This window comes from Streptomyces sp. NBC_00335, assembly GCF_036127095.1.
GTDB lineage: Bacteria > Actinomycetota > Actinomycetes > Streptomycetales > Streptomycetaceae > Streptomyces.
This window is the reverse complement of sequence record NZ_CP108006.1, coordinates 6,110,421-6,129,413: the sequence shown is the minus strand read 5'-3', so window position 1 is coordinate 6,129,413 and position 18,993 is coordinate 6,110,421. Positions and strand designations below refer to the sequence as shown.

Sequence of the window (18,993 nt, the reverse complement as noted above, 5' to 3'; positions counted from 1 at the left end):
CTATTTCAGGGCCGCCTCCCGGTCCTTCGCCTCGTCGTACGCCTCCCGCGCCCGCTGCACCTCTTCCATCCGCAGGCCGGTCCAGTGGGCGAGGGCGCGGACCCGCTCGGCGGCCTCGCGGCCCAGCGGGGTGAGCGAGTAGTCGACGCGGGGCGGGATGACGGGCTTGGCGTCGCGGTCCACGAAGCCGTCGCGCTCCAGCGTCTGGAGGGTCTGGGTCAGCATCTTCTCGCTGACCTTGGCGAGCGTCGCGATCTCCCGGCGCAGTTCGCTGAACCGGTACGAGCGGTCGAGCAGGGCGTCCAGGACGAGGACGCCCCAGCGGCTGGTGACGTGCTCCAGGACGAGCCGGTGGGGGCACATGGCCTCGGCCTGGGTCCACTTCTCGCGCATCTCACTTACTCCCATGCCAGTACCTTACTTCAAAGTGGGTACTGTCGTTTGGTTAGTGCCCGCCGTACGGTGAGTGCACAGCCCGGAAACGGGGAGCAAGGCCCAGAACCAGGAGTGAACCCGTCATGAGCATCGTCGTCACCGGAGCCACCGGAGCCCTCGGCCGTCTCGTCATCGACGAGCTGCTCGCCCGGGGCGTCCCCGCCGCCGGGGTCGCCGCCGTGGTCCGCGACAAGGAGAAGGCCGCCCCGCTCGCCGCCCGGGGCGTCGAACTGCGCATCGCCGACTACAACGTGCCCGAGACCCTCGCCGGGGCCTTCCGCTCCGGCGACCGCGTCCTGATGATCTCGGGCAGCGAGGTCGGACAGCGGGTGGCCCAGCACTCCGCCGTGATCGACGCGGCGAAGGAGGCCGGGGTGGCGCAGTTCGCGTACACCGGCATCCTGGGCGGGCCGGAAGCGGACTTCGACCTCGCCGCCGAGCACCGGGCGACCGAGGAGCTGATCCTCGCCTCGGGCCTGCCGTACACCTTCCTGCGCAACGGCTGGTACACCGAGAACCACACGGGCAACCTGGCTCCGGTGCTCGCGCACGGGGCGGTCCTGTCCAACGCGGGCGAGGGCCGGGTGGCCTCGGCCGCGCGGGCCGACTACGCGGCGGCCGCCGCGACCGTGGTGACCGGGGACGGCCACCTCGGCCGGGCGTACGAGCTGAGCGGCGACGTGGCGTGGTCCTTCGCGGAGTACGCGGCGGCCGTGGCGGAGGCGACCGGGCGGGAGATCACGTACAACGCCGTGACCCCCGAGGCCCACCACGCGGTCCTCACCGGCGCGGGAGTCCCGGCGCCGTTCGCCGAGATCCTGGTCGACGTGGACCTCGCCATCGAGCGCGGCCGCCTGGCCGGCACCTCCGGCGACCTGTCCCGCCTGATCGGCCGCCCCACGACGCCGATGGCCCTGACGGTCGCGGAAGCGGTGGCCTCGGCACGCAGCGCGGGCTGAGCCCGGGCCCGGCGGCCGCCGGGCCGTCACCTTCTGCGGCTCCGGCGGCGCCGCTGCACCTCCTGCAGCGCCGCCGGAGCAGCCGGAGCAGCCGGAGCCGCCGGAGCCGCCTGAGCCGCCAAAGCCGCGTGACGTTCCTCCGGGCTGCTACATGCCTGCCGTCACCAGGGTGCCGACGCCCAGCAGCGCCAGGATGCCCGAACTGATCCACCCCATCGTGCGGGTGATCTTCGGCCTCTGCAGCCATACGACCGCATGGGCGGCCGCCTTCGCGAGGAGCACCAGCCAGGCCACCGCGACCACGCCGTCGATGACGCCGAGGACCATGATCGAGCCGAAGCCGACGGCATCGGCGGGCAGGAACTGCGGTACGACCGCGAGGAAGAACAGGCCCACCTTGGGGTTCAGCATGCACGAGAACAGTCCGGAGTTCAGGGCCGCCCGGGTGCTGGGTGGAGGCGGTGGGCCGTCCCGTACCGGAGCGCTGCCCGAGGCCATCGGAGCGGTACCGGAGGCGTCGTTGCTTCGGATGAACCCGATGAATCCGCTGACCCCGAGGTAGAGCAGGTACAGGCCGCCCACCACCTTGACCGTGAAGAAGGCCGCTGCGGACCTTTCGAGAACGGCCCCCAGGCCGAGCGCCACCATCGCGGCCCAGAACAGCGAGCCGATGCCCGATCCGAACGCGGCGGCGACCCCGTAGCGGGCTCCGGAGAGGCTGTACCTGAGGATCAGGAACGTGTCCGGCCCCGGCGTGATCGCCAGGAGCAGGCAGAGTCCTGCGAATCCCGTCAGCAGGGTGAGACTCATCGCCGGGAGGCCCTTTCCGTCAGCCGCCCACCGTGACGCCGAGCTGTTTTCCGTAGTCGCGCACTTCGGCCCTGGCCCCGGCAAGGTCGTCCAGGGTGAGGCCCGGCATCACGGACTCCACGTAGTCCGCCATCGCCTCCTCCCTGTCGATGATGTCCTTGCCCCGCCACTTCCTGGCGCGCAGCTCGTGCTCGCGCCGGCTGGGCATCGACAGTTTGAGCTCGTCGGCGTTCGCGCGGGCCAGCTCCGGGTCGAGCAGCATCTTGAAGTCCAGGGATCCCGGCTCGGGGGACAGCACTTCGACGTCGAGGGAGGCGATGGCGCCGGCCCCCGAGGCCAGCAGCGCCTTCATGGAGTCGATGTTCTCCCGCATCAGCGCGGCGTCCATGCCCAGATGGCCGATGACGAAGCCGACTTTGAGGAGGAGGCCGTTGTTCTTGGCCGACTGGAGCGCCTTCACGTTGTGATCGAACATCTTCTCGGCGCGGAACCTGGAGTCGTTCTCGCGGATCGACACCAGGGGCTTGCGCATGGCCTGCAGCGAGACGGGGGTCCCCGCGTCGAGCCCGACCATGAGCTGCCGTACGCCGAGGGCGCGTAAGTTGGCGGCGTGCCGCTCGTCGGACAGGCCGTCCGCCCGCGCGTAGCCCACCATCACCGGGCGGTCGTCTTCGGGGAGGTCCGCCCACCATCCGGGCGGCGAGGCGACCATCTCCCGCAGCAGCCTGCCGAAGGTCAGGGGCAGTTCGTCAGCCGTCAGGTAGAGGTAGTCGTAGCCGGAGGCGTGCGCCGCGCGGATCACTTCCCAGGCGGATTCCGCGTCGGGGACGGAGTTGCGCCACATGCCGCCGAACTGGATCGAGCAGAAGGAGCAGGCGTCGTTCCGGGCGAACTTGATGCAGCCCCGGCCGATCTCGACGGGCATCCCCGCGGTCACCCTGCGGCCCGTCAAGTGCTCGAAGGTCGGTACGACCCGGCTGCCGAAATTGCCGTCGTACAGGGACGAGTGAGCGAAGACGGCGTCGATCAGGGAGTAGTCGATCCGGGTGTGGAGGGGTTCGCTGCGCTGCGGCTGCACCGTCACGTCGGTGCCGTCGAACCTGGCGAGGCCGGGATAGACGCCGCCCGCCACCTCACCGCCGCTGCCGAGGGTCGCTATGAGATCGACGAGCCCGCCGACGACCTCGTTCCCGACGAACGCGTAGTCGATCACGCCGCGCTGCGAGGACAGGCACTCGCGGGTGAGCGCCGTCACGTGGTCGTTGCCCAATATCGTGACGATCCCGCTGTTCACGCGCTTGGCGGCGATGCATAAGTGCAGGCCGGCCTCGTAGGTGGCGGTCAGCGCGCTGACGCACAGCGCGAGGATGTCGCCCGCGTTGTCCTCGACGTAGGCGAGCACCTCCGGCCAGGGCATCACGGTCCCGTCGATGTACACCGGCTCGACGTCGGGGACTGATTGCAGCGCGGAGGCCAGGGTGAGGATCCCCAGGTTGGGGAAGTCGGACCAGTCGGTGTGCTCCTCCGGCCGGGTGACCGTGCAGGAAACACCGTCCAGGACGGTGTTGGAGTTCGGCGGGCTGACCACAAGTACCTTCATCTTGACTCTCCCCCGTGTTTCCCATGGTCGTGCACGGATCCCCGAAGCCGCCGACGCACCGAGGGCGACGAAACGGGCTGATGGATTCCCCTTTGGGCGTGGGCTCTACTGCCAAGGACGCTACGGATCGCCGCTGACGCGCTCTACGGACATCCCGACATGCGAGACGGCTTGGAATCATCGCATTCAGGGCGTTCTGCTCGGATTTGAGCCCGCTCCGGGGGTCATCGGTCCCCTGGCCGGAGTTCGGCGAAACGTGACATGAGCAACAGCCGCTTGACTCATGGCAGTTGCCGCACCGGCGGGCGTGCCGCGCACGCCCGCCCGCGTCCTGCTACGCCCCGTAGAACAGCTCGTCCACCACGCCCCGGGCGCGGCGGGTGATGCGGCGGTAGTCCTCCAGCATGTCGCCGACCGTGCCCTCCGCGTAGCCGAGGTAGCGGCCGACCGCCCCCAGTTCGCGGGCTTCCGAGGGGAAGGTGTCGCCCGCGCGGCCGCGGACCAGCATCACGGCGTTGCGGACCCGGGTGGCCAGCACCCAGGCCTCGTCCAGGATCTGCGCCTCCTCGGTCGGGATCAGGCCGGCCGCGTGGGCGGCGGCCAGGGCCTCGCGGGTGCGGGTGGTGCGCAGGCCCGGTTCCGCCCAGGCGTGCCGCATCTGGATCAGCTGGACGGTCCACTCCACGTCGCTGAGGCCGCCGCGGCCGAGTTTGGTGTGCAGGGTCGGGTCGGCGCCCCTGGGCAGGCGTTCGGATTCCATCCGGGCCTTCAGGCGCCGGATCTCGCGGACGGCGTCCTCGCCGAGGCCTTCCACCGGGTAGCGCAGCGGGTCGATCAGGTCGATGAAGCGCTGACCCAGTTCGAGGTCGCCGGCCACCGGTTCGGCGCGCAGCAGGGCCTGGGACTCCCAGGTCAGGGACCAGCGGCGGTAGTAGGCGGCGTACGAGGGCAGGGTGCGGACCAGGGGGCCGGAGCGGCCTTCGGGGCGCAGGTCGGCGTCGATGAGCAGCGGCGGGTCCGCGGTGGGGAGTTGGAGGAGCCTGCGCATCTCGGAGACGACGTGCTGGGCGGCCTTGGCGGCTTCCTGTTCGTCGACGCCCTCGCGCGGCTCGTGGACGAAGAGGACGTCGGCGTCGGAACCGTAGCCGAGCTCGTGGCCGCCGAAGCGGCCGACGCCGATGACCGCGAACCGGGTGGGCAGGGTGTCTCCCCAGTGGCCCTGGACCGCGGCGCGCAGGGCTCCGGCGACGGTGGCGGCGGTGAGTTCGGAGACGGCGCGGCCGACCCTGTCGACCAGGGCTCCGTGGTCCTCCTCGGCCGGGTTCTCCTCCGTACCGTAGGAGCCGATGATGTCGGCGGCGGTGGTGCGGAACAGCTCGCGGCGGCGGACTCCGCGGGCGGCCGCGACGGCGGCTTCCGGGTTCTCGGCGCGGCCGACGGCGGCGAGCACCTCCTGCTCCAGCGCCTCGTGGGTACGGGGAACCAGGCCCTCGGGGTCGCCCAGCAGGGCCACCGCCTCGGGGGCGCGCATGAGGAGGTCGGGGGCGAGGCGTCCGGCGGAGAGCACCCGGGCGAGGTTCTCCGCGGCGGCGCCCTCGTCGCGCAGGAGGCGCAGGTACCAGGGGGTCTTGCCGAGGGCGTCGGAGACCTTGCGGAAGTTCAGCAGGCCCGCGTCCGGGTCGGCGGAGTCGGCGAACCAGCCGAGGAGCACGGGCAGCAGGGTGCGCTGGATGGCGGCGGCGCGGGTGACGCCGGAGGCGAGGGCTTCGAGGTGGCGCAGGGCCGCGGCCGGGTCGGCGTACCCGAGGGCTTCGAGGCGCTGGCCGGCGGCGCGCGGGGAGAGCCGGGTCTCGCCGGGGGCGAGCTGGGCCACGGCGTCGAGGAGCGGCCGGTAGAAGATCTTCTCGTGCAGGCGGCGCACCACGGAGGCGTGCCGGCGCCAGGCCTTGTTGAGCTCGGCGACCGGTTCGGTGCGCAGGCCGAGCGAGCGCCCCAGGCGCCGCAGGTCGGCTTCGTCCTCGGGGACGAGGTGGGTGCGGCGCAGCCGGTAGAGCTGGATGCGGTGTTCCATGGCCCGCAGGAAGCGGTACGCGTCGTGCAGCTGGGCGGCGTCGGCGCGCCCGACGTAGCCGCCGGCGGCGAGGGCGGTGAGCGCGTCGAGCGTGGTGCCGGAGTGCAGGGTGGCGTCGGAGCGGCCGTGTACGAGCTGGAGGAGCTGGACGGCGAACTCGACGTCGCGCAGGCCCCCGGGGCCGAGCTTCAGCTCGCGCTCGACCTGGGCGGCGGGGATGTTGTCGACGACGCGGCGGCGCATCTTCTGGACGTCGGGGACGAAGTTCTCACGCTCGGCGGCCTGCCAGACGAGGGGACTTATGGCGGCGATGTACTCGGCGCCGAGCGCCTCGTCGCCCGCGACGGCGCGGGCCTTGAGGAGGGCCTGGAACTCCCAGGTCTTGGCCCACCGCTGGTAGTAGGCGAGGTGGGAGGCGAGGGTGCGGACGAGCGGACCGTTTCTGCCCTCGGGGCGGAGGTTGGCGTCGACGGGCCAGATGGTGCCTTCGACGGTGGTCTCGGAGCAGATCCGCATGAGGTGGGAGGCGAGCCGGGCGGCGGCCTGCACGGCCTTGCCCTCGTCCGCGCCGGGGGCCGCGTCGCCGACGAAGATGACGTCGACGTCGGAGACGTAGTTCAGCTCGTTGCCGCCGCACTTGCCCATGGCGATGACGGCGAGCCGGCAGACGGCCGCGTCCTCGGGGGCGGCGGCGGTCGCGATGCGCAGGGCCGCGCGCAGGGTGGCGGTGGCCAGGTCGGCGAGTTCGGCGGCGGTCTGGGCTACGTCTATGGTCCCGCACACGTCGCGGGCGGCGATGGAGAGCAGGCAGCGGCGGTAGGCGACGCGCAGGTCGACCGGGTCGTGGGCGCCGGCCAGGCCCTGCTCGAACTCGGGCAGCCCCGGGTGCAGATCGGCCGCCTCGTAGGTGACCAGGGCCTGCCAGTCGCGGGGATGGCGGGCGAGGTGGTCGCCGAGGGCCTCGGAGGCGCCGAGCACGCCGAGGAGGCGGTCGCGCAGGGGCTTGGCACTGACGAGGGTGTCGAGGAGCACGCGCAGTTCCTCGGGGGCCTGCGCCTCTGCGATCCGGACCAGCCCGAGGAGGGCGAGGTCGGGGTCGGCGGTGGCCCCGAGGGCGTCGAGGAGCACCGGATCGGCGCGTACGGCGGCCAGCGCGTCGGTGTCGAGCAGCCGGGCGGCGGCCGAGGGGTCGGTGAACCCGCTGCGCAGCAGCCGGCTGAAGGTACTGCTCCTGCGTCCCGGGACTGTCATCCCGCCGCCTCCCGCGTACGTCGGCCTGCCCTTGCCTCTGCCCTGGCCGGGCGGATCCGCGGGGCGCCGCCTTCGGCGGGTGTCGCCGTCGGCAGGGTCCGCGCTCGTGGCCCGGGGAGAGCCTAGCCGGAGCAGGCGTTCGACTCACCGCACGGCCGGTGGGGCGGATTGTCGGATTTTTGGCGGACGTGTGGCGCGGGAGCCGGCGGGCGGGTCCGCCCGTGGCGGCGCGCGGCTGCGCCACGCGGCTCGGCCTCCCTGTGACCGCAAACACGTACGAAACGCCCGAACGAGCCGTGCCGGGGCGGCGGTTTCCACGAATTCGGAAGGAATCGGCGATCCGGGTGAACCAACTCGCTCGGATCGGACTCTCACTGACCGACCGACAGCACCACGCGGTTCTTCCTGCCGGAACGACTCCAAGGCGTAGACGATGCCCGTATCCCGCCGACGTTTCCTCTTCGCGACCGCGGTCCCGATGATGGCCCTCGGGGTGGCCGGCGTGCTCACCGTCGGCTCCGGCCAGCAGACCGCGGCCGAGGGAGTCCCGGATGCCGGCTCCCCGGCCACCCCGGTGAGCGACACCTCCGGTTCGATCGTCCAGATCGTCGCCCACCCCGACGACGACCTGTACTTCATGAACCCGGACCTCAGCCTCTCCCTCAGGGCCGGCACCCCGCTCACCACCCTGTACCTCACCTCGGGCGAATCCAACGGCAGCAACCGGGCCAACGGCATCGAAGCCAGGGACCCCGTGCAGGTCGCGGACCGGCCCCACTACGCGGAAGCCCGCCAGAACGGCATACGCGCCGCCTACGCGCAGATGATCACCGGCGACCGCACCAGCCCGTGGACCCGTTCGGTCATCCCCACCGCGGGCGGAGGTCACGCCGAGCTCGACGTCCTGGTGGCGAAGCCGCACGTCCAACTGGTCTGGCTGCAGATGCGCGAGGCCCGTGTCTCCGACTACCCGAAGGGCCTGAAGGACCCGAAGACCCTGAAGGACCCGAACAGCTTGCGCAGCCTGTGGAACGGGTGGATACCGGCGCTCCCGACGGTGCTCACCGCCGGCACTCCCGTCACACAGCCGCCCACGTACACCAAGGACCATCTGATAGCGGCGATATCCGGGGTCCTGGCGCAGTACAAGCCGACGACGATACGGATGCTGGACCCCACGCCCGGCCGGAAGGCCGGGGGCAAGTTCACCGACCATCAGGACCACACGTACGCGGCGCGGTTCGCGCAGGCCGGGGCCGCTGCGTACGCCGCGCGGGTCCCGTTCGGGCAGCGGCCGCACTTCACCGTCCAGAGCTACCTGGGCTACCACAACAACGCCCTGCCGCACTCGCTGGACCCGCAGACGGCCGAGACGAAGCTGGGCTTCCTGAAGACGTACGCCTGGTCCGACAAGCAGAACTACTGCGGCTCGCCCTCGGGCTGCGGAGACCGCAACGTGGCGGGCAACCCGAAGAACGGCGGCTGGTCCGAGTCGCTGCGGTACGCGCGAGGCGACCACTCCTCCTGGCTGGTGCAGGGCACTCCCGGCGTGCTGTACGCCTTCTCCGTCCTCGACGGCCAGATGGCCGTCTGGAACCGCGGCGCCGGCACCGGACCCGGCGCCGCCTGGCAGGGCCCGGCACTGCTGCCGGGAACCGGCATCGATCCGGGCGCGACCACCGCCCGGTTCCCAGACGGGCGCGTCGCCGTCCTCGGCACCCGCACCGTCTTCGGCGACCGGCCCGCGGACTACCGGCGCGAGATCGTGTACACCGCCCAGTCCGTGCCCGGCGGTCCGTTCGGGGCGTGGGTTTCGCTCGGCTCCCCGGATACCGGAGGGGACGATGCCGACACCTCCCTGATCAGCGCCCCCTCGGCCGTCTCCGACTCTGACGGGCGGCTGACGGTGTACGTCCGCCACTCCCGGCGCACCCTGCACTCCCGCACCCAGGAGCCCTCGGGGGCCTTCGGCGGCTGGCAGCAGCTGGGGGGAACGGACCTCGAGTCCGACCCGGTGGCGGTCACCGACTCCGCCGGGCGCCGCCACGTCTACGCCGCCACGGCGAAGTCGGTGGTGGTCTGGATCCAGCCCGCCCCGGGCGCCCCGCTGGCCGGCCCCTTCCCGACCCGGCTCCCGGCCACCACCGTCCCCCTCACCGCGGTCCCGGAGGGGGCGGGCGTCCGTCTGTACTTCCGGCGCCCCGATTCGGGGGTCGTACGCACCGCCGTGGTCACGGCCGCGGCCGACGGCGTACCACCGCAGGTCTCCAGCGTCACGGAGGCCGGCGGCCGGGCGGGCTACGGCGCGGTGGGCGCGGCGGGCCGCCTCATAGCGGGCCGCGCCACCTCGGGCACGGTCGGCACGACGGGCCTCGGCGGCCCGCCGGCGTGGACGGAGTCCCGGATGCTCTACGCGGGCACCCCGGCGGCCGTCCAGGAGCCGGGCGGCGCCCTGACGGCGGCGGTCCTGGGCCTGGACGCCGAACTCCACGTGGCCGCGTCCCTCCCCACCCCCACCCGCACCACCTGGCACCGGGCGGTGCCGAAGGAGTAGCCGCCGGCCGACGGGCGGAGCCCCGGTGCGAGGATGACCCTCCGGTTGCTCACGCACGCCCAGGTGCGGGTACGTCAAGAAGGAGGGGGAGCACCCATGTCGCACGCTCCGCTGCTCCGCCGCCCGGCGACGGCCCCGCTCGCTTCGCTCGTGGTGCTGGGCGCGGGAGCCGCGTACCTCTGGGGCACCGATCCGCACGAGCCCGGCCACTGGCTTCCCCGCTGCCCCTTCAACTGGCTGACGGGCCTGCTCTGTCCGGCCTGCGGTGCCACCCGGATGTGTTACGACATCCTGCACGGCGACCTCGCCGCGGCCTTCCACGACAACGCGGTGCTGTTCCTGCTGGGACTGCCGCTCGCCCTCTTCCTCTACGCCCGCTGGGCCACCGAAGGGCTGCGCGGGCGGAAGTACCACCCGGCGATCGGAATCCGGGGACAGGCGGCCATCATTGGGGTGGCTCTGACCTGGGCGGTCGTTCGCAATGCGGCCAGTTGATCACGGTGTGATCACGTTGTAGACCCCAGGGCAACCCTGCACTGCCGTCGCCGGTCATAGTTCCGCTGCGACCTGCAAGTCGCAGCACTCGTCCCCATCGATAGCAGTTCGCAAGGAGCTTTTGCATGTCCCAGAACATCGCCCCGAACGGCCAGCCGTACTCCGACAAGTCCAAGCTGGTGGCCGGCCTGCTGCAGATCTTCCTCGGCGGCCTCGGCATCGGCCGCTTCTACACCGGCCACACCGGCATGGCCATCGCCCAGCTGCTCACCTGCGGCGGCCTCGGCTTCTGGGCCCTGATCGACGGCATCCTGTTCCTCGTCAAGGACGACCGCACCGACAAGGCGGGCCGCGTGCTGCGCGCCTGACGTGCCCCGTAACGCCACACGGCCGGCCCCCTCATGACTGAGGGGGCCGGCCGTAGGCGTTCGTGCGCCCTGATCAGTGCTGCTGCCGCTACAGGACCGGCATCATCTTGCGGAGTTCGAAGGCCGTGACCTCGCTCCGGTACTCCTCCCACTCCTGCTTCTTGTTGCGCAGGAAGAAGTCGAAGACGTGCTCGCCGAGGGTTTCGGCGACCAGTTCGCTGCGTTCCATCAGGGCGATGGCCTCGCCGAGGTTCTGCGGGAGGGGTTCGATGCCCATCGCGCGGCGTTCCGCGTCGGAGAGGGCCCAGACGTCGTCGTCGGCGCCGGCCGGGAGTTCGTACCCCTCCTCGATGCCCTTGAGGCCCGCCGCCAGGAGGACGGCGTACGTGAGGTAGGGGTTGGCGCCGGAGTCGATCGAGCGGACCTCCACGCGGGAGGAGCCGGTCTTGCCCGGCTTGTACATCGGGACGCGGATCAGGGCCGAGCGGTTGTTGTGACCCCAGCAGATGTACGAGGGGGCCTCGCCGCCGGAACCGGCGGTGCGGGAGGAGCCGCCCCAGATGCGCTTGTAGGAGTTGACCCACTGGTTGGTCACGGCGGCCGTTTCCGCCGCGTGCTTGAGCAGGCCCGCGATGAAGGACCGGCCGACCTTGGAGAGCTGGTACTCGGCGCCCGACTCGTAGAAGGCGTTGCGGTCGCCCTCGAAGAGGGAGAGGTGGGTGTGCATGCCCGAACCGGGGTACTCCGAGAAGGGCTTCGGCATGAAGGTGGCCTGGACGCCCTGTTCCAGGGCGACCTGCTTCATGACCAGGCGGAAGGTCATGATGTTGTCGGCCGTCGAGAGGGCGTCGGCGTAGCGCAGGTCGATCTCCTGCTGGCCGGGGGCGCCCTCGTGGTGGCTGAACTCGACCGAGATGCCCATGGATTCGAGCATCGTGATCGCCTGGCGGCGGAAGTCCATGCCGACGTTCTGCGGGGTGTGGTCGAAATAGCCCGAGTTGTCGGCCGGGGTGGGCCGGGTGCCGTCCAGCGGCTTGTCCTTCAGCAGGAAGAACTCGATCTCCGGGTGGGTGTAGAAGGTGAAGCCCAGGTCGGAGGTCTTGTTCAGGATGCGCTTGAGGACGTACCGCGGGTCCGCGTAGGAGGGCGAGCCGTCCGGCATCAGGATGTCGCAGAACATCCGCGCCGTTCCGGGGGCCTCCGCGCGCCACGGCAGTATCTGGAAGGTGCTCGGGTCCGGCTTGGCGATCATGTCGGACTCGTAGACCCGCGCGAACCCCTCGATCGCCGAGCCGTCGAATCCGATGCCCTCGTCAAAGGCCTGTTCCAGCTCCGCCGGCGCGACCGCGACGGACTTCAGGAAGCCCAGTACGTCGGTGAACCACAGGCGCACGAAGCGGATGTCGCGCTCCTCGAGCGTCCGGAGGACGAATTCCTGCTGCTTGTCCATGGCTTCATCCTCGCAGTTCAGGCGGCCTGTGCACCACTGCCGCGAGGGCAAGGGCACAGTCGGGCCGGCCCAGTATCGCCAGCGGTGGTTTCCGCCAGATTACGCACCCCGGAAAGCCGGTGGCACCCCCGCACTGACCTTGGGCCGGTCATGAGCATTACCATCGGCGCCCATGGGGGGCCATGCGCAGGAGGAGCGGGGACGTCGGACACGTCCGCTGCTCCGCCATGCCGTCCTCCTGATGGCCTTCGGGGTACTGGCCGGCGCGGCGTTCCTGTGCCGGATCGCAGGGGCCGGGGCCGGGCAGCCGGCCGCCGCGGGGACGGTCGCGCGGGCCGGGCACTCCGCCCACGGGCCCGGCGCGCAGCGCGTCGTCTGCGCGGCGCCGCACGACCGGCCCGGCTGCTCCCCGCTCTCGCACGTCCTCCCCGGCCTGCTGCCCCCGGCGCCACCCGCGGCCCTGGTGGCCCGCGGGGCGCCCGTGCCCGCCGTGGGCCCCGCGCCCGCGGGGCGGGTCCGGCCCCCCTCGGCGCTCGCGCGCGGCCCCGACCTGTACGCCCTCCAGGTGCTGCGGACCTGACCGGTCCCGGTTCGACGGCGCTCAGGCAGCGCGTTCTCCACCCCACCCCCCTCAGCAAAAAGGATTCAGGGCCATGGCCAGCAGGAACTCCGAAACCAACAACTCCCGCCAGGCGCGAATAGCCGAGATGCGGCGCGCCGACCGGTCGCGCGACCGGCGCAACAAGGCCATCGCGATCACCACGTCGGCCGCCATCGTCACCGCGCTCATCGGCTTCGGCGCGTGGGTGATGATCGACCAGCAGAACGACAAGGAGGCCAAGGAGGCCCTCCGCAAGGCGCCGGTCGCCGGTGAGCAGACCTGGGACGCCAAGACGCTCGGCCGCAAGCACGTCGAGACCCCGGTGAAGTACGAGATGAACCCGCCGGTCGGCGGGGACCACAACCCCCGCTGGATGAACTGCGACGGCGACGTCTACAAGAACCCGATCCCCGAGATCAACGCCGTCCACTCGCTGGAGCACGGCGCCGTGTGGGTGACGTACAACGAGAAGGCCGCCCCGGCCGACGTGGAGAAGCTCGCCGCCACGGTGTCCAAGCGCCCGTACACGCTGATGAGCCCCGTCAAGGAGCAGTCCGGCGCGATCATGCTCAGCGCGTGGGGCAAGCAGCTGACCGTCGACAACGCGGACGACGCCCGGGTGGCCGCGTTCCTCACCAAGTACGTGCAGGGCGAGCAGACCCCCGAGCCGGGCGCGGCCTGCACGAACGGGCTGGCCGACAAGTGACCCGTACGTCCGGTCGCGGCTCCGTGACCCGTACCTACTGGGCCGCGGGCTCGGCCGTGGGCCTGGCGCTGCTCTTCGCGGTGGGGGCCACGGTCGCCACCGCGGGGGGATCGGATTCCGCTCCCGCGGCCTCCCGTACACCGGGGCTCTACTCCGCCGACGCGGGCTTCGCCCGGGACATGGCGGTGCACCACCAGCAGGCGGTGGAGATGTCCTTCATCGTGCGCGACCGCACGCAGGACGAGCCGGTGCGCACCCTCGCCTACGACATCGCCAACACCCAGGCCAACCAGCGCGGCATGCTGCTGGGCTGGCTGGACATGTGGGGCCTGCCGAAGGTGGTGGCGGACGAGCCGCCGATGTCCTGGATGGGGGCCGACGGCGCCGCGCACGGCATGGAGGGCCATGCCATGGGCGACGCCGGGGTCGTCACCAAGCCCGGCGCGCTGATGCCCGGCATGGCCACCAAGGAGGAGCTGGCACAGCTCGGCTCCGCCGAGGGCCGGGACGCCGAGGTGCTCTACCTGCGGCTGATGACCGACCACCACAAGGGTGGCGTCGCGATGGCCCAGGGGTGTGCCACCCAGTGCGGCAACCCGACCGAGCGGGCGCTGGCCCAGGGCATGGTGGAGGCCCAGCAGGCGGAGCTCCAGCTGCTGGCCGACATGCTGAAGCAGCGCGGGGCGCAGCCGCCGGCGGGGTGACCCTGGGGCTCCGCCCCAGACCCCGCGCCTCAAACGCCGGCGAGGCTGGATTTGCCGCTGCGCGGCATCTTCCAGCCCGTCCGGCGTTTGAGGACCGGGTCCGGGCGGAGCCCGGGGAACGGTGGAAGGGCGGGTAGGGGACCAGCCCCGCAGGGCCCCCCGCACCGCAGGGGTCCGCACCCGCGGGGTCACCCGTACGGCCCCCTCTCACCCGTGTGGAGTCGCGGGGGCCGAACGGGCGAATGAGGATGAGGACGCCGAGGCGGGCGCACCCGCGCCCGGCCGCTACGGCGTGCTCAGGAGGTTTACGCGATGACCACCGCCGGAGAGATCATGCACCCCGGGGCCCAGTGGATCCCCGCCACCGAGACCCTGGACCGTGCCGCCCAGCTGATGAGCCGGCTCAATGTGGGCGCGCTGCCCATCAGCGATTCCAACGAACGCCTCTGCGGCATCCTGACCGACCGCGACATCGTCATCGGCTGTGTGGCCAAGGGGCACGACCCGTCGAAGATCACGGCCGGCGACATGGCCCAGGGCACCCCGCGCTGGATCGACGCGGGCTCGGACGTCTCCGAGGTCCTGGAGGAGATGCAGAGCCACCAGATCCGGCGGCTCCCCGTCATCAAGGACAAGCGGCTGGTCGGCATGATCAGCGAGGCCGACCTCGCCCGGCACCTCTCGGAGGAGCAGATAGCCGGCTGGGCGGAGAAGGTCTACGCCCGCGGCTAGACCGTCCAGGTCTCCGCGTACAGGACCGCCCGCGCCACGTGGTGCGGGCGGTCCAGCATGACCAGGTGTCCGGCCGGCTCCACCACCTCGAACCGGGCGCCCAGCGCGTCGGCCAGCGCCGCCTGGCGGGCCGGCCAGCCCAGGTCGGGGCGGCGCGCGCCGGGGTCGTGGCCGGCCAGGACGGTGGCGGGCGCGGTCAGCGGCAGCTCCGCGCGCAGCGCCCGCACCTCGGCGGCCGTGTCGGGGTAGCGGGAGTTCTCCAGCAGGGCTCCGCGCCAGACCCGGCCGGTCCGGTAGCAGCGGCGTACGAGGTCCCGGGCGGCCGGGTCCGCGCCGCCCGCGCGGGATGCCCGTACGGCCGTCCTACGGGCCCAGGGGCCCAGCGCGGCCGGCAGCCCGGCGGCGGTCACGGCCCGGCCGAGCAGCCGGGCGGCGCCGGTGCGCAGCCCGGGCAGGGCCGTACGGGGCCGCTCCTCCACGCTGCCGTCGACGAGCACCAGGGCCGCGGTGCGCCCGGGGTACAGCCGGGCGAAGGCCTCGGCGTGGAACCCGGCGATGGAGTGCCCGGCCACCGTGACGCGCTCGGCGCCCAGACCCAGCGCGTCCAGCAGCCCGGCGATCCGGTGTGCCTCCCCCGCCGCGGACGGCGGACGCACGGCGGGGGCGCTCAGCCCGTGCCCGGGGCGGTCGAAGCGGACGACGGTACGGCCTGCGGCGACGAGCAGCTCCGCCACGGGGTCCCAGTCGAACCAGGCCATGGCGAGCCCGGCGCTGAGGACGACCGGGGGCCCGGAGCCCTCCACGAGGACGTGCAGGGGCACCCCGTCGGCCGCGGGGCCCCCGGAGAGTCGGACGAACCTCCCGGGAGCGGCCCCGGCCCCGGACCCGCTCATGTGCGGCGTTCGCGGTGGACGGAGTACGCGAGCAGGCCCAGCCAGACCGCCACGAACAGCACCTGGAGCCGCTGCCCGGCGCCGAGCGCCCAGGTGCCGTGCCCGGCGGTGAACAGGGCGATGGAGACCAGGGTCCAGGCGGTGGCGAGCAGTTCGAGTACGACGAGCACGGGCCCGAACCGCGCGAGCGGGGCGAGGCGCCGGTAGCGGCGGGCGGCAAGCGTGAGGGCCACGATCCCGACGAGCGCTCCCGTCATGGCGAGACTGCTGCTGACGGCGTGCGCCTGATGGGTGGCGGGGACCAGCCCGGCGGTCTCCCGCGCGGCGCATTCGGGGTCCACGGTCGGCGTGCAGCTGAGCGGCAGCCAGGCGTCCGCCGCGGTGGCGGCGCCGAAGAGGGTGATCCCGGACCAGCCTGCGACGGACCAGAGGCGGCGGGGTTCGACGCGCCTGCCGAGGCGGACCAGGGCCAGGAGGCCGCCGAGGAAGACGAGGAGGCCGGCGGTGAAGTCGGTGGCCCGGAACAGACCGCCGAGCGGCTGGTCCTGGGCCGCGAGCTCGCTGACGTACGTCTCGATGGGATTGAGGCCCGTGGAGAGGACGACTTCGAGGACCCACGCGGTGTAGGCGGCGGCGCCGAGCCCGATGAGGAGGGCCACGGAGCGGACACCGGTCCCGGCCGTGGCGGCGGGACCCGTCGCGATGGAGGGGCTGTTCACGGAATTCCAGGATCTCCGGGACTCGACGGGCTTCACGTGCTTGAGGGGGTCCCCCGGGTTCCGGGGAGCCCGCGACGGGCGCGGAGGGGGCGGCGGAAGCGGCGGGTCTTTTGTGGACATAATGCGACTAATCCTAAACGCGGCCGGGCCCGGTCCTCCGATCGGATACCCACCCCGGGTAGGGTTCCGCGCATGACCCGCCCCACCTCGCGCACTCGGCGACCAGCAGTCCGGTGGCCCCGGCTGCTGCTGTTCGCCGCGCTGCTGCTGGGCATCGCGGGCATGCACACGCTGGGCCATCCGACTCCGGCCCACGCCATGGAGGACGTGCCGTCGGCCCGTTTCGTTCCCCGGGGCGGCCATGCGCCGTCCGGGGCGGGGCACGGCGGCCGACCGGTCGGGGCGCCGGACCCGGCCCCGGCGGACACGGCGGACACGGTGACCCCGTCGGACCTGGCAGCCGCGCGGGACCTGGCGGCCGCAGCCGCCACCACCGTCGAGGTGGCCACCGTCGAGGCCCCGCGCCCGCAGCACCACGGCATGGACCCCATGTCCGTGTGTCTCGCCGTGCTCGGCGCCCTCACCTTGCTGGTCCTCGGAGCCGGACTGGCCGGCCCGCGCCGTGCCGCGCCGCTCGGGGGTGCGGCACGCGCGCCGGGCCGGTCCGGCGGGCCGGACCCGCCGCCACCCCGCGAACTCCTCACCCTGCTGACGGTGCTGCGCGTATAGGCCGGGCTCCGTCGTCGCCCCCGCATGCCTTCGGGGCGGCGGCAGACGGTGCCCACCTGCCTGCCTCACACCATCACGAGGTGTTCCACCATGCGCTCTTCCGCTTCCTCCTCCCCCGCTTCCCCGCCCTCCCCGCCCTCTCCGCCCTCTCCCTCGAAGCCGTCCCGCCGCGCGCTCCTCGGCGCCGGCGCCGCCCTCGCCGGTTCCGGGCTGCTCGCCGCCTGCTCGGGCGGCTCCGGCATGGCCGGCATGGACCACGGCGCCGGCTCCACGGGCAAGGGGTCCGCCTCCCCCGCCGCCGGCGGCTACGTGGACCCGGCCGGCGCCGAGGTGCGGGCCGCCGAGGCCGCCCGCAAGGCAGCCGGCCCGCTCACCGAGGTCCGGCTGACGGCCACCGCCACCCCGCTCGACCTCGGCGCCGGCCGCTCCGTCCGCTCGTGGGCGTACGGGGACGAGCTCCCCGGCCAAGAGGTACGGGTCACCGCGGGCGGCACCCTCGCCCTGACCCTGGCCAACAACCTCCCCGAGGCCACCTCCCTGCACTGGCACGGCCTGGCCCTGCGCAACGACATGGACGGGGTGCCGGGGCTGACCCAGCGGGACATCGCCCCGGGCGGCTCGTTCACGTACAAGTTCGCCGTCCCGCACCCCGGGACGTACTGGTTCCACCCGCACTCCGGCGTCCAGCAGGACCGCGGCCTGTACGCGCCGCTGATCGTCGAGGACCCCGAGGAGCCCCTCTCCTACGACAAGGAGTGGGTGGTCGTACTCGACGACTGGCTCGACGGGGTGGACGGCTCCACCCCCGAAGCCGTGCTCGCCGAACTCCGCAAGGGCATGGACATGAGCGCGAGCGGCGGCGGCCACGCGGGCCACGGCTCCGGCTCCGGAGCCATGGGCACCCCCGCGCCCGCCGCCGGCGGGGGCCCCTCCCGGGTCCTCATGGGCGGAGTCAGCGAGGTCCTCGGCAAGGACCCGGGCGATGTCGCGTACCCGTACTACCTGGTCAACGGGCGCACCGCCGAGGACCCTTCGGTCTTCACCGCCCGGCCCGGCGACCGGATCCGGCTCCGGATCATCAACGCGGGCGGGGACACCGCCTTCCGCATCGCCCTGGGCGGCCACGAGCTGACGGTCACCCACACCGACGGCTTCCCCGTCGAGCACGCCACCGCCCGCTCGCTGCTGCTGGGCATGGGCGAGCGCTACGACGTCCTGGTGACGGCGGGCGACGGGGTGTTCCCGCTGACCGCGCTCGCCGAGGGCAAGGGGGACTCCGCGTCGGCGCTCGCGGTGCTGCGCACCGGTTCGGGGGCGGCGCCGACCGGCGCGACCCGGCCCGCCGAGCTGACCGGGCGCCCGCTGACGGCGGACGTCCTGAAGGCGGCGGAGCCGGTGGCACTGGCGGCGCGCGAACCGGACCGCACGGTGCGGATCAAACTGACCGGCGGGATGGCGAAGTACGACTGGGCCTTCGACGGCAAGCCGTACGCCCCGGACCAGCGGCACCCGGTGAAGGCGGGGGAACGGGTCCGGCTGGAGTTCGAGAACTCCACGACGATGTGGCACCCGCTCCACCTGCACGGGCACACCTTCGCCCTCGGCGGCCGGCCGGGCGGGGCCCGCAAGGACACCGCGGTGGTCCTTCCGAACGGGAAGCTGACGGTGGACTTCGACGCCGACAACCCCGGTCTGTGGATGGTGCATTGCCACAACGTCTTCCACGCGGAGGCCGGGATGATGACGGTGCTGGGCTACCTGCGCTAGCCGGATCCCACCCCGGACGGGGCCCGGCGGCGCGCCTTGCCACGCGCGCCGCCGGGCCGGACGCGGGCGGTCGCGGCGGCGCGTGGGGGCTTGCGGGGCCGCCGTGGGGGGCCAAAATGCCCGGCCGGGAGGCCGAATTCCATGACAGG

The 18,993-nt window shown here is 72.7% G+C and carries 17 protein-coding genes; 10 read left to right on the top strand and 7 right to left on the bottom strand.

Features of this window, described 5'->3' with window-relative positions; translation table 11 throughout:
• Entirely contained in the window at positions 1 to 408 is a 408-nt protein-coding gene (locus OHA37_RS27845) for a winged helix-turn-helix transcriptional regulator (protein ID WP_266909307.1), read from the bottom strand.
• A gap of 110 nt (positions 409 to 518) precedes the next feature.
• Between OHA37_RS27845 and OHA37_RS27840 the strand changes: the two genes are divergently transcribed.
• Positions 519 to 1,394 (top strand): SDR family oxidoreductase, encoded by an 876-nt coding sequence (locus OHA37_RS27840; RefSeq protein ID WP_266909306.1) that lies wholly within the window; start codon positions 519 to 521, stop codon positions 1,392 to 1,394.
• A gap of 147 nt (positions 1,395 to 1,541) precedes the next feature.
• Here the strand turns inward: OHA37_RS27840 and OHA37_RS27835 are convergent, their stop codons facing one another.
• The 3 genes from OHA37_RS27835 to OHA37_RS27825 form a co-directional block, all read right to left on the bottom strand.
• On the bottom strand, positions 1,542 to 2,204 hold the full coding sequence (locus OHA37_RS27835) for a LysE family translocator (protein WP_266909305.1): 663 nt from the start codon (positions 2,202 to 2,204) through the stop codon (positions 1,542 to 1,544).
• A 19-nt stretch (positions 2,205 to 2,223) separates the two neighbouring features.
• Positions 2,224 to 3,804, bottom strand: coding sequence for a B12-binding domain-containing radical SAM protein (locus tag OHA37_RS27830; RefSeq protein WP_266909304.1), 1,581 nt, complete (start codon positions 3,802 to 3,804; stop codon positions 2,224 to 2,226).
• Between the two features lie 334 nt (positions 3,805 to 4,138).
• Positions 4,139 to 7,126, bottom strand: coding sequence for a bifunctional [glutamine synthetase] adenylyltransferase/[glutamine synthetase]-adenylyl-L-tyrosine phosphorylase (locus OHA37_RS27825; RefSeq protein WP_266909303.1), 2,988 nt, complete (start codon positions 7,124 to 7,126; stop codon positions 4,139 to 4,141).
• 433 nt (positions 7,127 to 7,559) lie between these two features.
• Between OHA37_RS27825 and OHA37_RS27820 the strand changes: the two genes are divergently transcribed.
• From OHA37_RS27820 to OHA37_RS27810, 3 genes are all read left to right on the top strand, one after another.
• Positions 7,560 to 9,680 carry a PIG-L family deacetylase gene (locus OHA37_RS27820; RefSeq protein WP_266909302.1) on the top strand — a complete coding sequence of 707 codons (2,121 nt, stop codon included), beginning with the start codon at positions 7,560 to 7,562 and terminating at the stop codon, positions 9,678 to 9,680.
• A 96-nt stretch (positions 9,681 to 9,776) separates the two neighbouring features.
• Positions 9,777 to 10,175 (top strand): DUF2752 domain-containing protein, encoded by a 399-nt coding sequence (locus OHA37_RS27815; protein WP_266909301.1) that lies wholly within the window; start codon positions 9,777 to 9,779, stop codon positions 10,173 to 10,175.
• Positions 10,176 to 10,300: 125 nt separating this feature from the next.
• Positions 10,301 to 10,543, top strand: a complete 243-nt coding sequence (locus OHA37_RS27810) for a TM2 domain-containing protein (RefSeq protein ID WP_266909300.1) — start codon at positions 10,301 to 10,303, stop codon at positions 10,541 to 10,543.
• 88 nt (positions 10,544 to 10,631) lie between these two features.
• Here the strand turns inward: OHA37_RS27810 and glnA are convergent, their stop codons facing one another.
• On the bottom strand, positions 10,632 to 11,993 hold the full coding sequence (glnA, locus tag OHA37_RS27805; RefSeq protein ID WP_243329674.1) for a type I glutamate--ammonia ligase: 1,362 nt from the start codon (positions 11,991 to 11,993) through the stop codon (positions 10,632 to 10,634).
• Positions 11,994 to 12,165: 172 nt separating this feature from the next.
• Here glnA and OHA37_RS27800 point away from each other — a divergent pair, with 172 nt between their 5' ends.
• The 4 genes from OHA37_RS27800 to OHA37_RS27785 all read left to right on the top strand — a co-directional run bounded on the left by OHA37_RS27800 (position 12,166) and on the right by OHA37_RS27785 (position 14,736).
• Positions 12,166 to 12,573 carry a hypothetical protein gene (locus tag OHA37_RS27800; protein WP_266909299.1) on the top strand — a complete coding sequence of 136 codons (408 nt, stop codon included), beginning with the start codon at positions 12,166 to 12,168 and terminating at the stop codon, positions 12,571 to 12,573.
• 73 nt (positions 12,574 to 12,646) lie between these two features.
• Positions 12,647 to 13,300 carry a DUF3105 domain-containing protein gene (locus OHA37_RS27795; RefSeq protein WP_266909298.1) on the top strand — a complete coding sequence of 218 codons (654 nt, stop codon included), beginning with the start codon at positions 12,647 to 12,649 and terminating at the stop codon, positions 13,298 to 13,300.
• A gap of 23 nt (positions 13,301 to 13,323) precedes the next feature.
• The gene (locus OHA37_RS27790) at positions 13,324 to 14,004 is read left to right on the top strand and encodes a DUF305 domain-containing protein (protein WP_266909297.1); all 681 of its coding nucleotides are present in this window, start codon (positions 13,324 to 13,326) and stop codon (positions 14,002 to 14,004) included.
• Between the two features lie 312 nt (positions 14,005 to 14,316).
• Complete coding sequence (locus tag OHA37_RS27785; protein WP_266909296.1) at positions 14,317 to 14,736, top strand: CBS domain-containing protein; 420 nt, start codon at positions 14,317 to 14,319, stop codon at positions 14,734 to 14,736.
• On the opposite strand, the gene OHA37_RS27780 is transcribed toward OHA37_RS27785, so the two are convergent.
• The gene (locus tag OHA37_RS27780) at positions 14,733 to 15,629 is read right to left on the bottom strand and encodes an alpha/beta fold hydrolase (RefSeq protein WP_266909295.1); all 897 of its coding nucleotides are present in this window, start codon (positions 15,627 to 15,629) and stop codon (positions 14,733 to 14,735) included. The two genes, OHA37_RS27785 and OHA37_RS27780, sit on opposite strands and share 4 nt — an antisense overlap.
• Positions 15,626 to 16,333, bottom strand: coding sequence for a DUF998 domain-containing protein (locus OHA37_RS27775; protein ID WP_266913133.1), 708 nt, complete (start codon positions 16,331 to 16,333; stop codon positions 15,626 to 15,628). The genes OHA37_RS27780 and OHA37_RS27775 overlap by 4 nt, the downstream gene beginning before the upstream one ends.
• A gap of 207 nt (positions 16,334 to 16,540) precedes the next feature.
• On the opposite strand from OHA37_RS27775, the gene OHA37_RS27770 reads away from it, so the two are divergent.
• Entirely contained in the window at positions 16,541 to 17,077 is a 537-nt protein-coding gene (locus OHA37_RS27770; RefSeq protein ID WP_266909294.1) for a hypothetical protein, read from the top strand.
• Between the two features lie 90 nt (positions 17,078 to 17,167).
• Positions 17,168 to 18,844, top strand: coding sequence for a multicopper oxidase family protein (locus OHA37_RS27765; protein ID WP_266909293.1), 1,677 nt, complete (start codon positions 17,168 to 17,170; stop codon positions 18,842 to 18,844).
• Positions 18,845 to 18,993: the final 149 nt, after the last annotated feature.

Excerpts from the sequence above, each read along its gene's own strand:
- OHA37_RS27845 (WP_266909307.1), bottom strand. The coding sequence starts at position 408 with ATGGGAGTAAGTGAGATGCGCGAGAAGTGGACCCAGGCCGAGGCCATG.
- OHA37_RS27840 (WP_266909306.1), top strand. The coding sequence starts at position 519 with ATGAGCATCGTCGTCACCGGAGCCACCGGAGCCCTCGGCCGTCTCGTC.
- OHA37_RS27835 (WP_266909305.1), bottom strand. The coding sequence starts at position 2,204 with ATGAGTCTCACCCTGCTGACGGGATTCGCAGGACTCTGCCTGCTCCTG.
- OHA37_RS27830 (WP_266909304.1), bottom strand. The coding sequence starts at position 3,804 with ATGAAGGTACTTGTGGTCAGCCCGCCGAACTCCAACACCGTCCTGGAC.
- OHA37_RS27825 (WP_266909303.1), bottom strand. The coding sequence starts at position 7,126 with ATGACAGTCCCGGGACGCAGGAGCAGTACCTTCAGCCGGCTGCTGCGC.
- OHA37_RS27820 (WP_266909302.1), top strand. The coding sequence starts at position 7,560 with ATGCCCGTATCCCGCCGACGTTTCCTCTTCGCGACCGCGGTCCCGATG.
- OHA37_RS27815 (WP_266909301.1), top strand. The coding sequence starts at position 9,777 with ATGTCGCACGCTCCGCTGCTCCGCCGCCCGGCGACGGCCCCGCTCGCT.
- OHA37_RS27810 (WP_266909300.1), top strand. The coding sequence starts at position 10,301 with ATGTCCCAGAACATCGCCCCGAACGGCCAGCCGTACTCCGACAAGTCC.
- glnA (WP_243329674.1), bottom strand. The coding sequence starts at position 11,993 with ATGGACAAGCAGCAGGAATTCGTCCTCCGGACGCTCGAGGAGCGCGAC.
- OHA37_RS27800 (WP_266909299.1), top strand. The coding sequence starts at position 12,166 with ATGGGGGGCCATGCGCAGGAGGAGCGGGGACGTCGGACACGTCCGCTG.
- OHA37_RS27795 (WP_266909298.1), top strand. The coding sequence starts at position 12,647 with ATGGCCAGCAGGAACTCCGAAACCAACAACTCCCGCCAGGCGCGAATA.
- OHA37_RS27785 (WP_266909296.1), top strand. The coding sequence starts at position 14,317 with ATGACCACCGCCGGAGAGATCATGCACCCCGGGGCCCAGTGGATCCCC.
- OHA37_RS27780 (WP_266909295.1), bottom strand. The coding sequence starts at position 15,629 with ATGAGCGGGTCCGGGGCCGGGGCCGCTCCCGGGAGGTTCGTCCGACTC.
- OHA37_RS27770 (WP_266909294.1), top strand. The coding sequence starts at position 16,541 with ATGACCCGCCCCACCTCGCGCACTCGGCGACCAGCAGTCCGGTGGCCC.
- OHA37_RS27765 (WP_266909293.1), top strand. The coding sequence starts at position 17,168 with ATGCGCTCTTCCGCTTCCTCCTCCCCCGCTTCCCCGCCCTCCCCGCCC.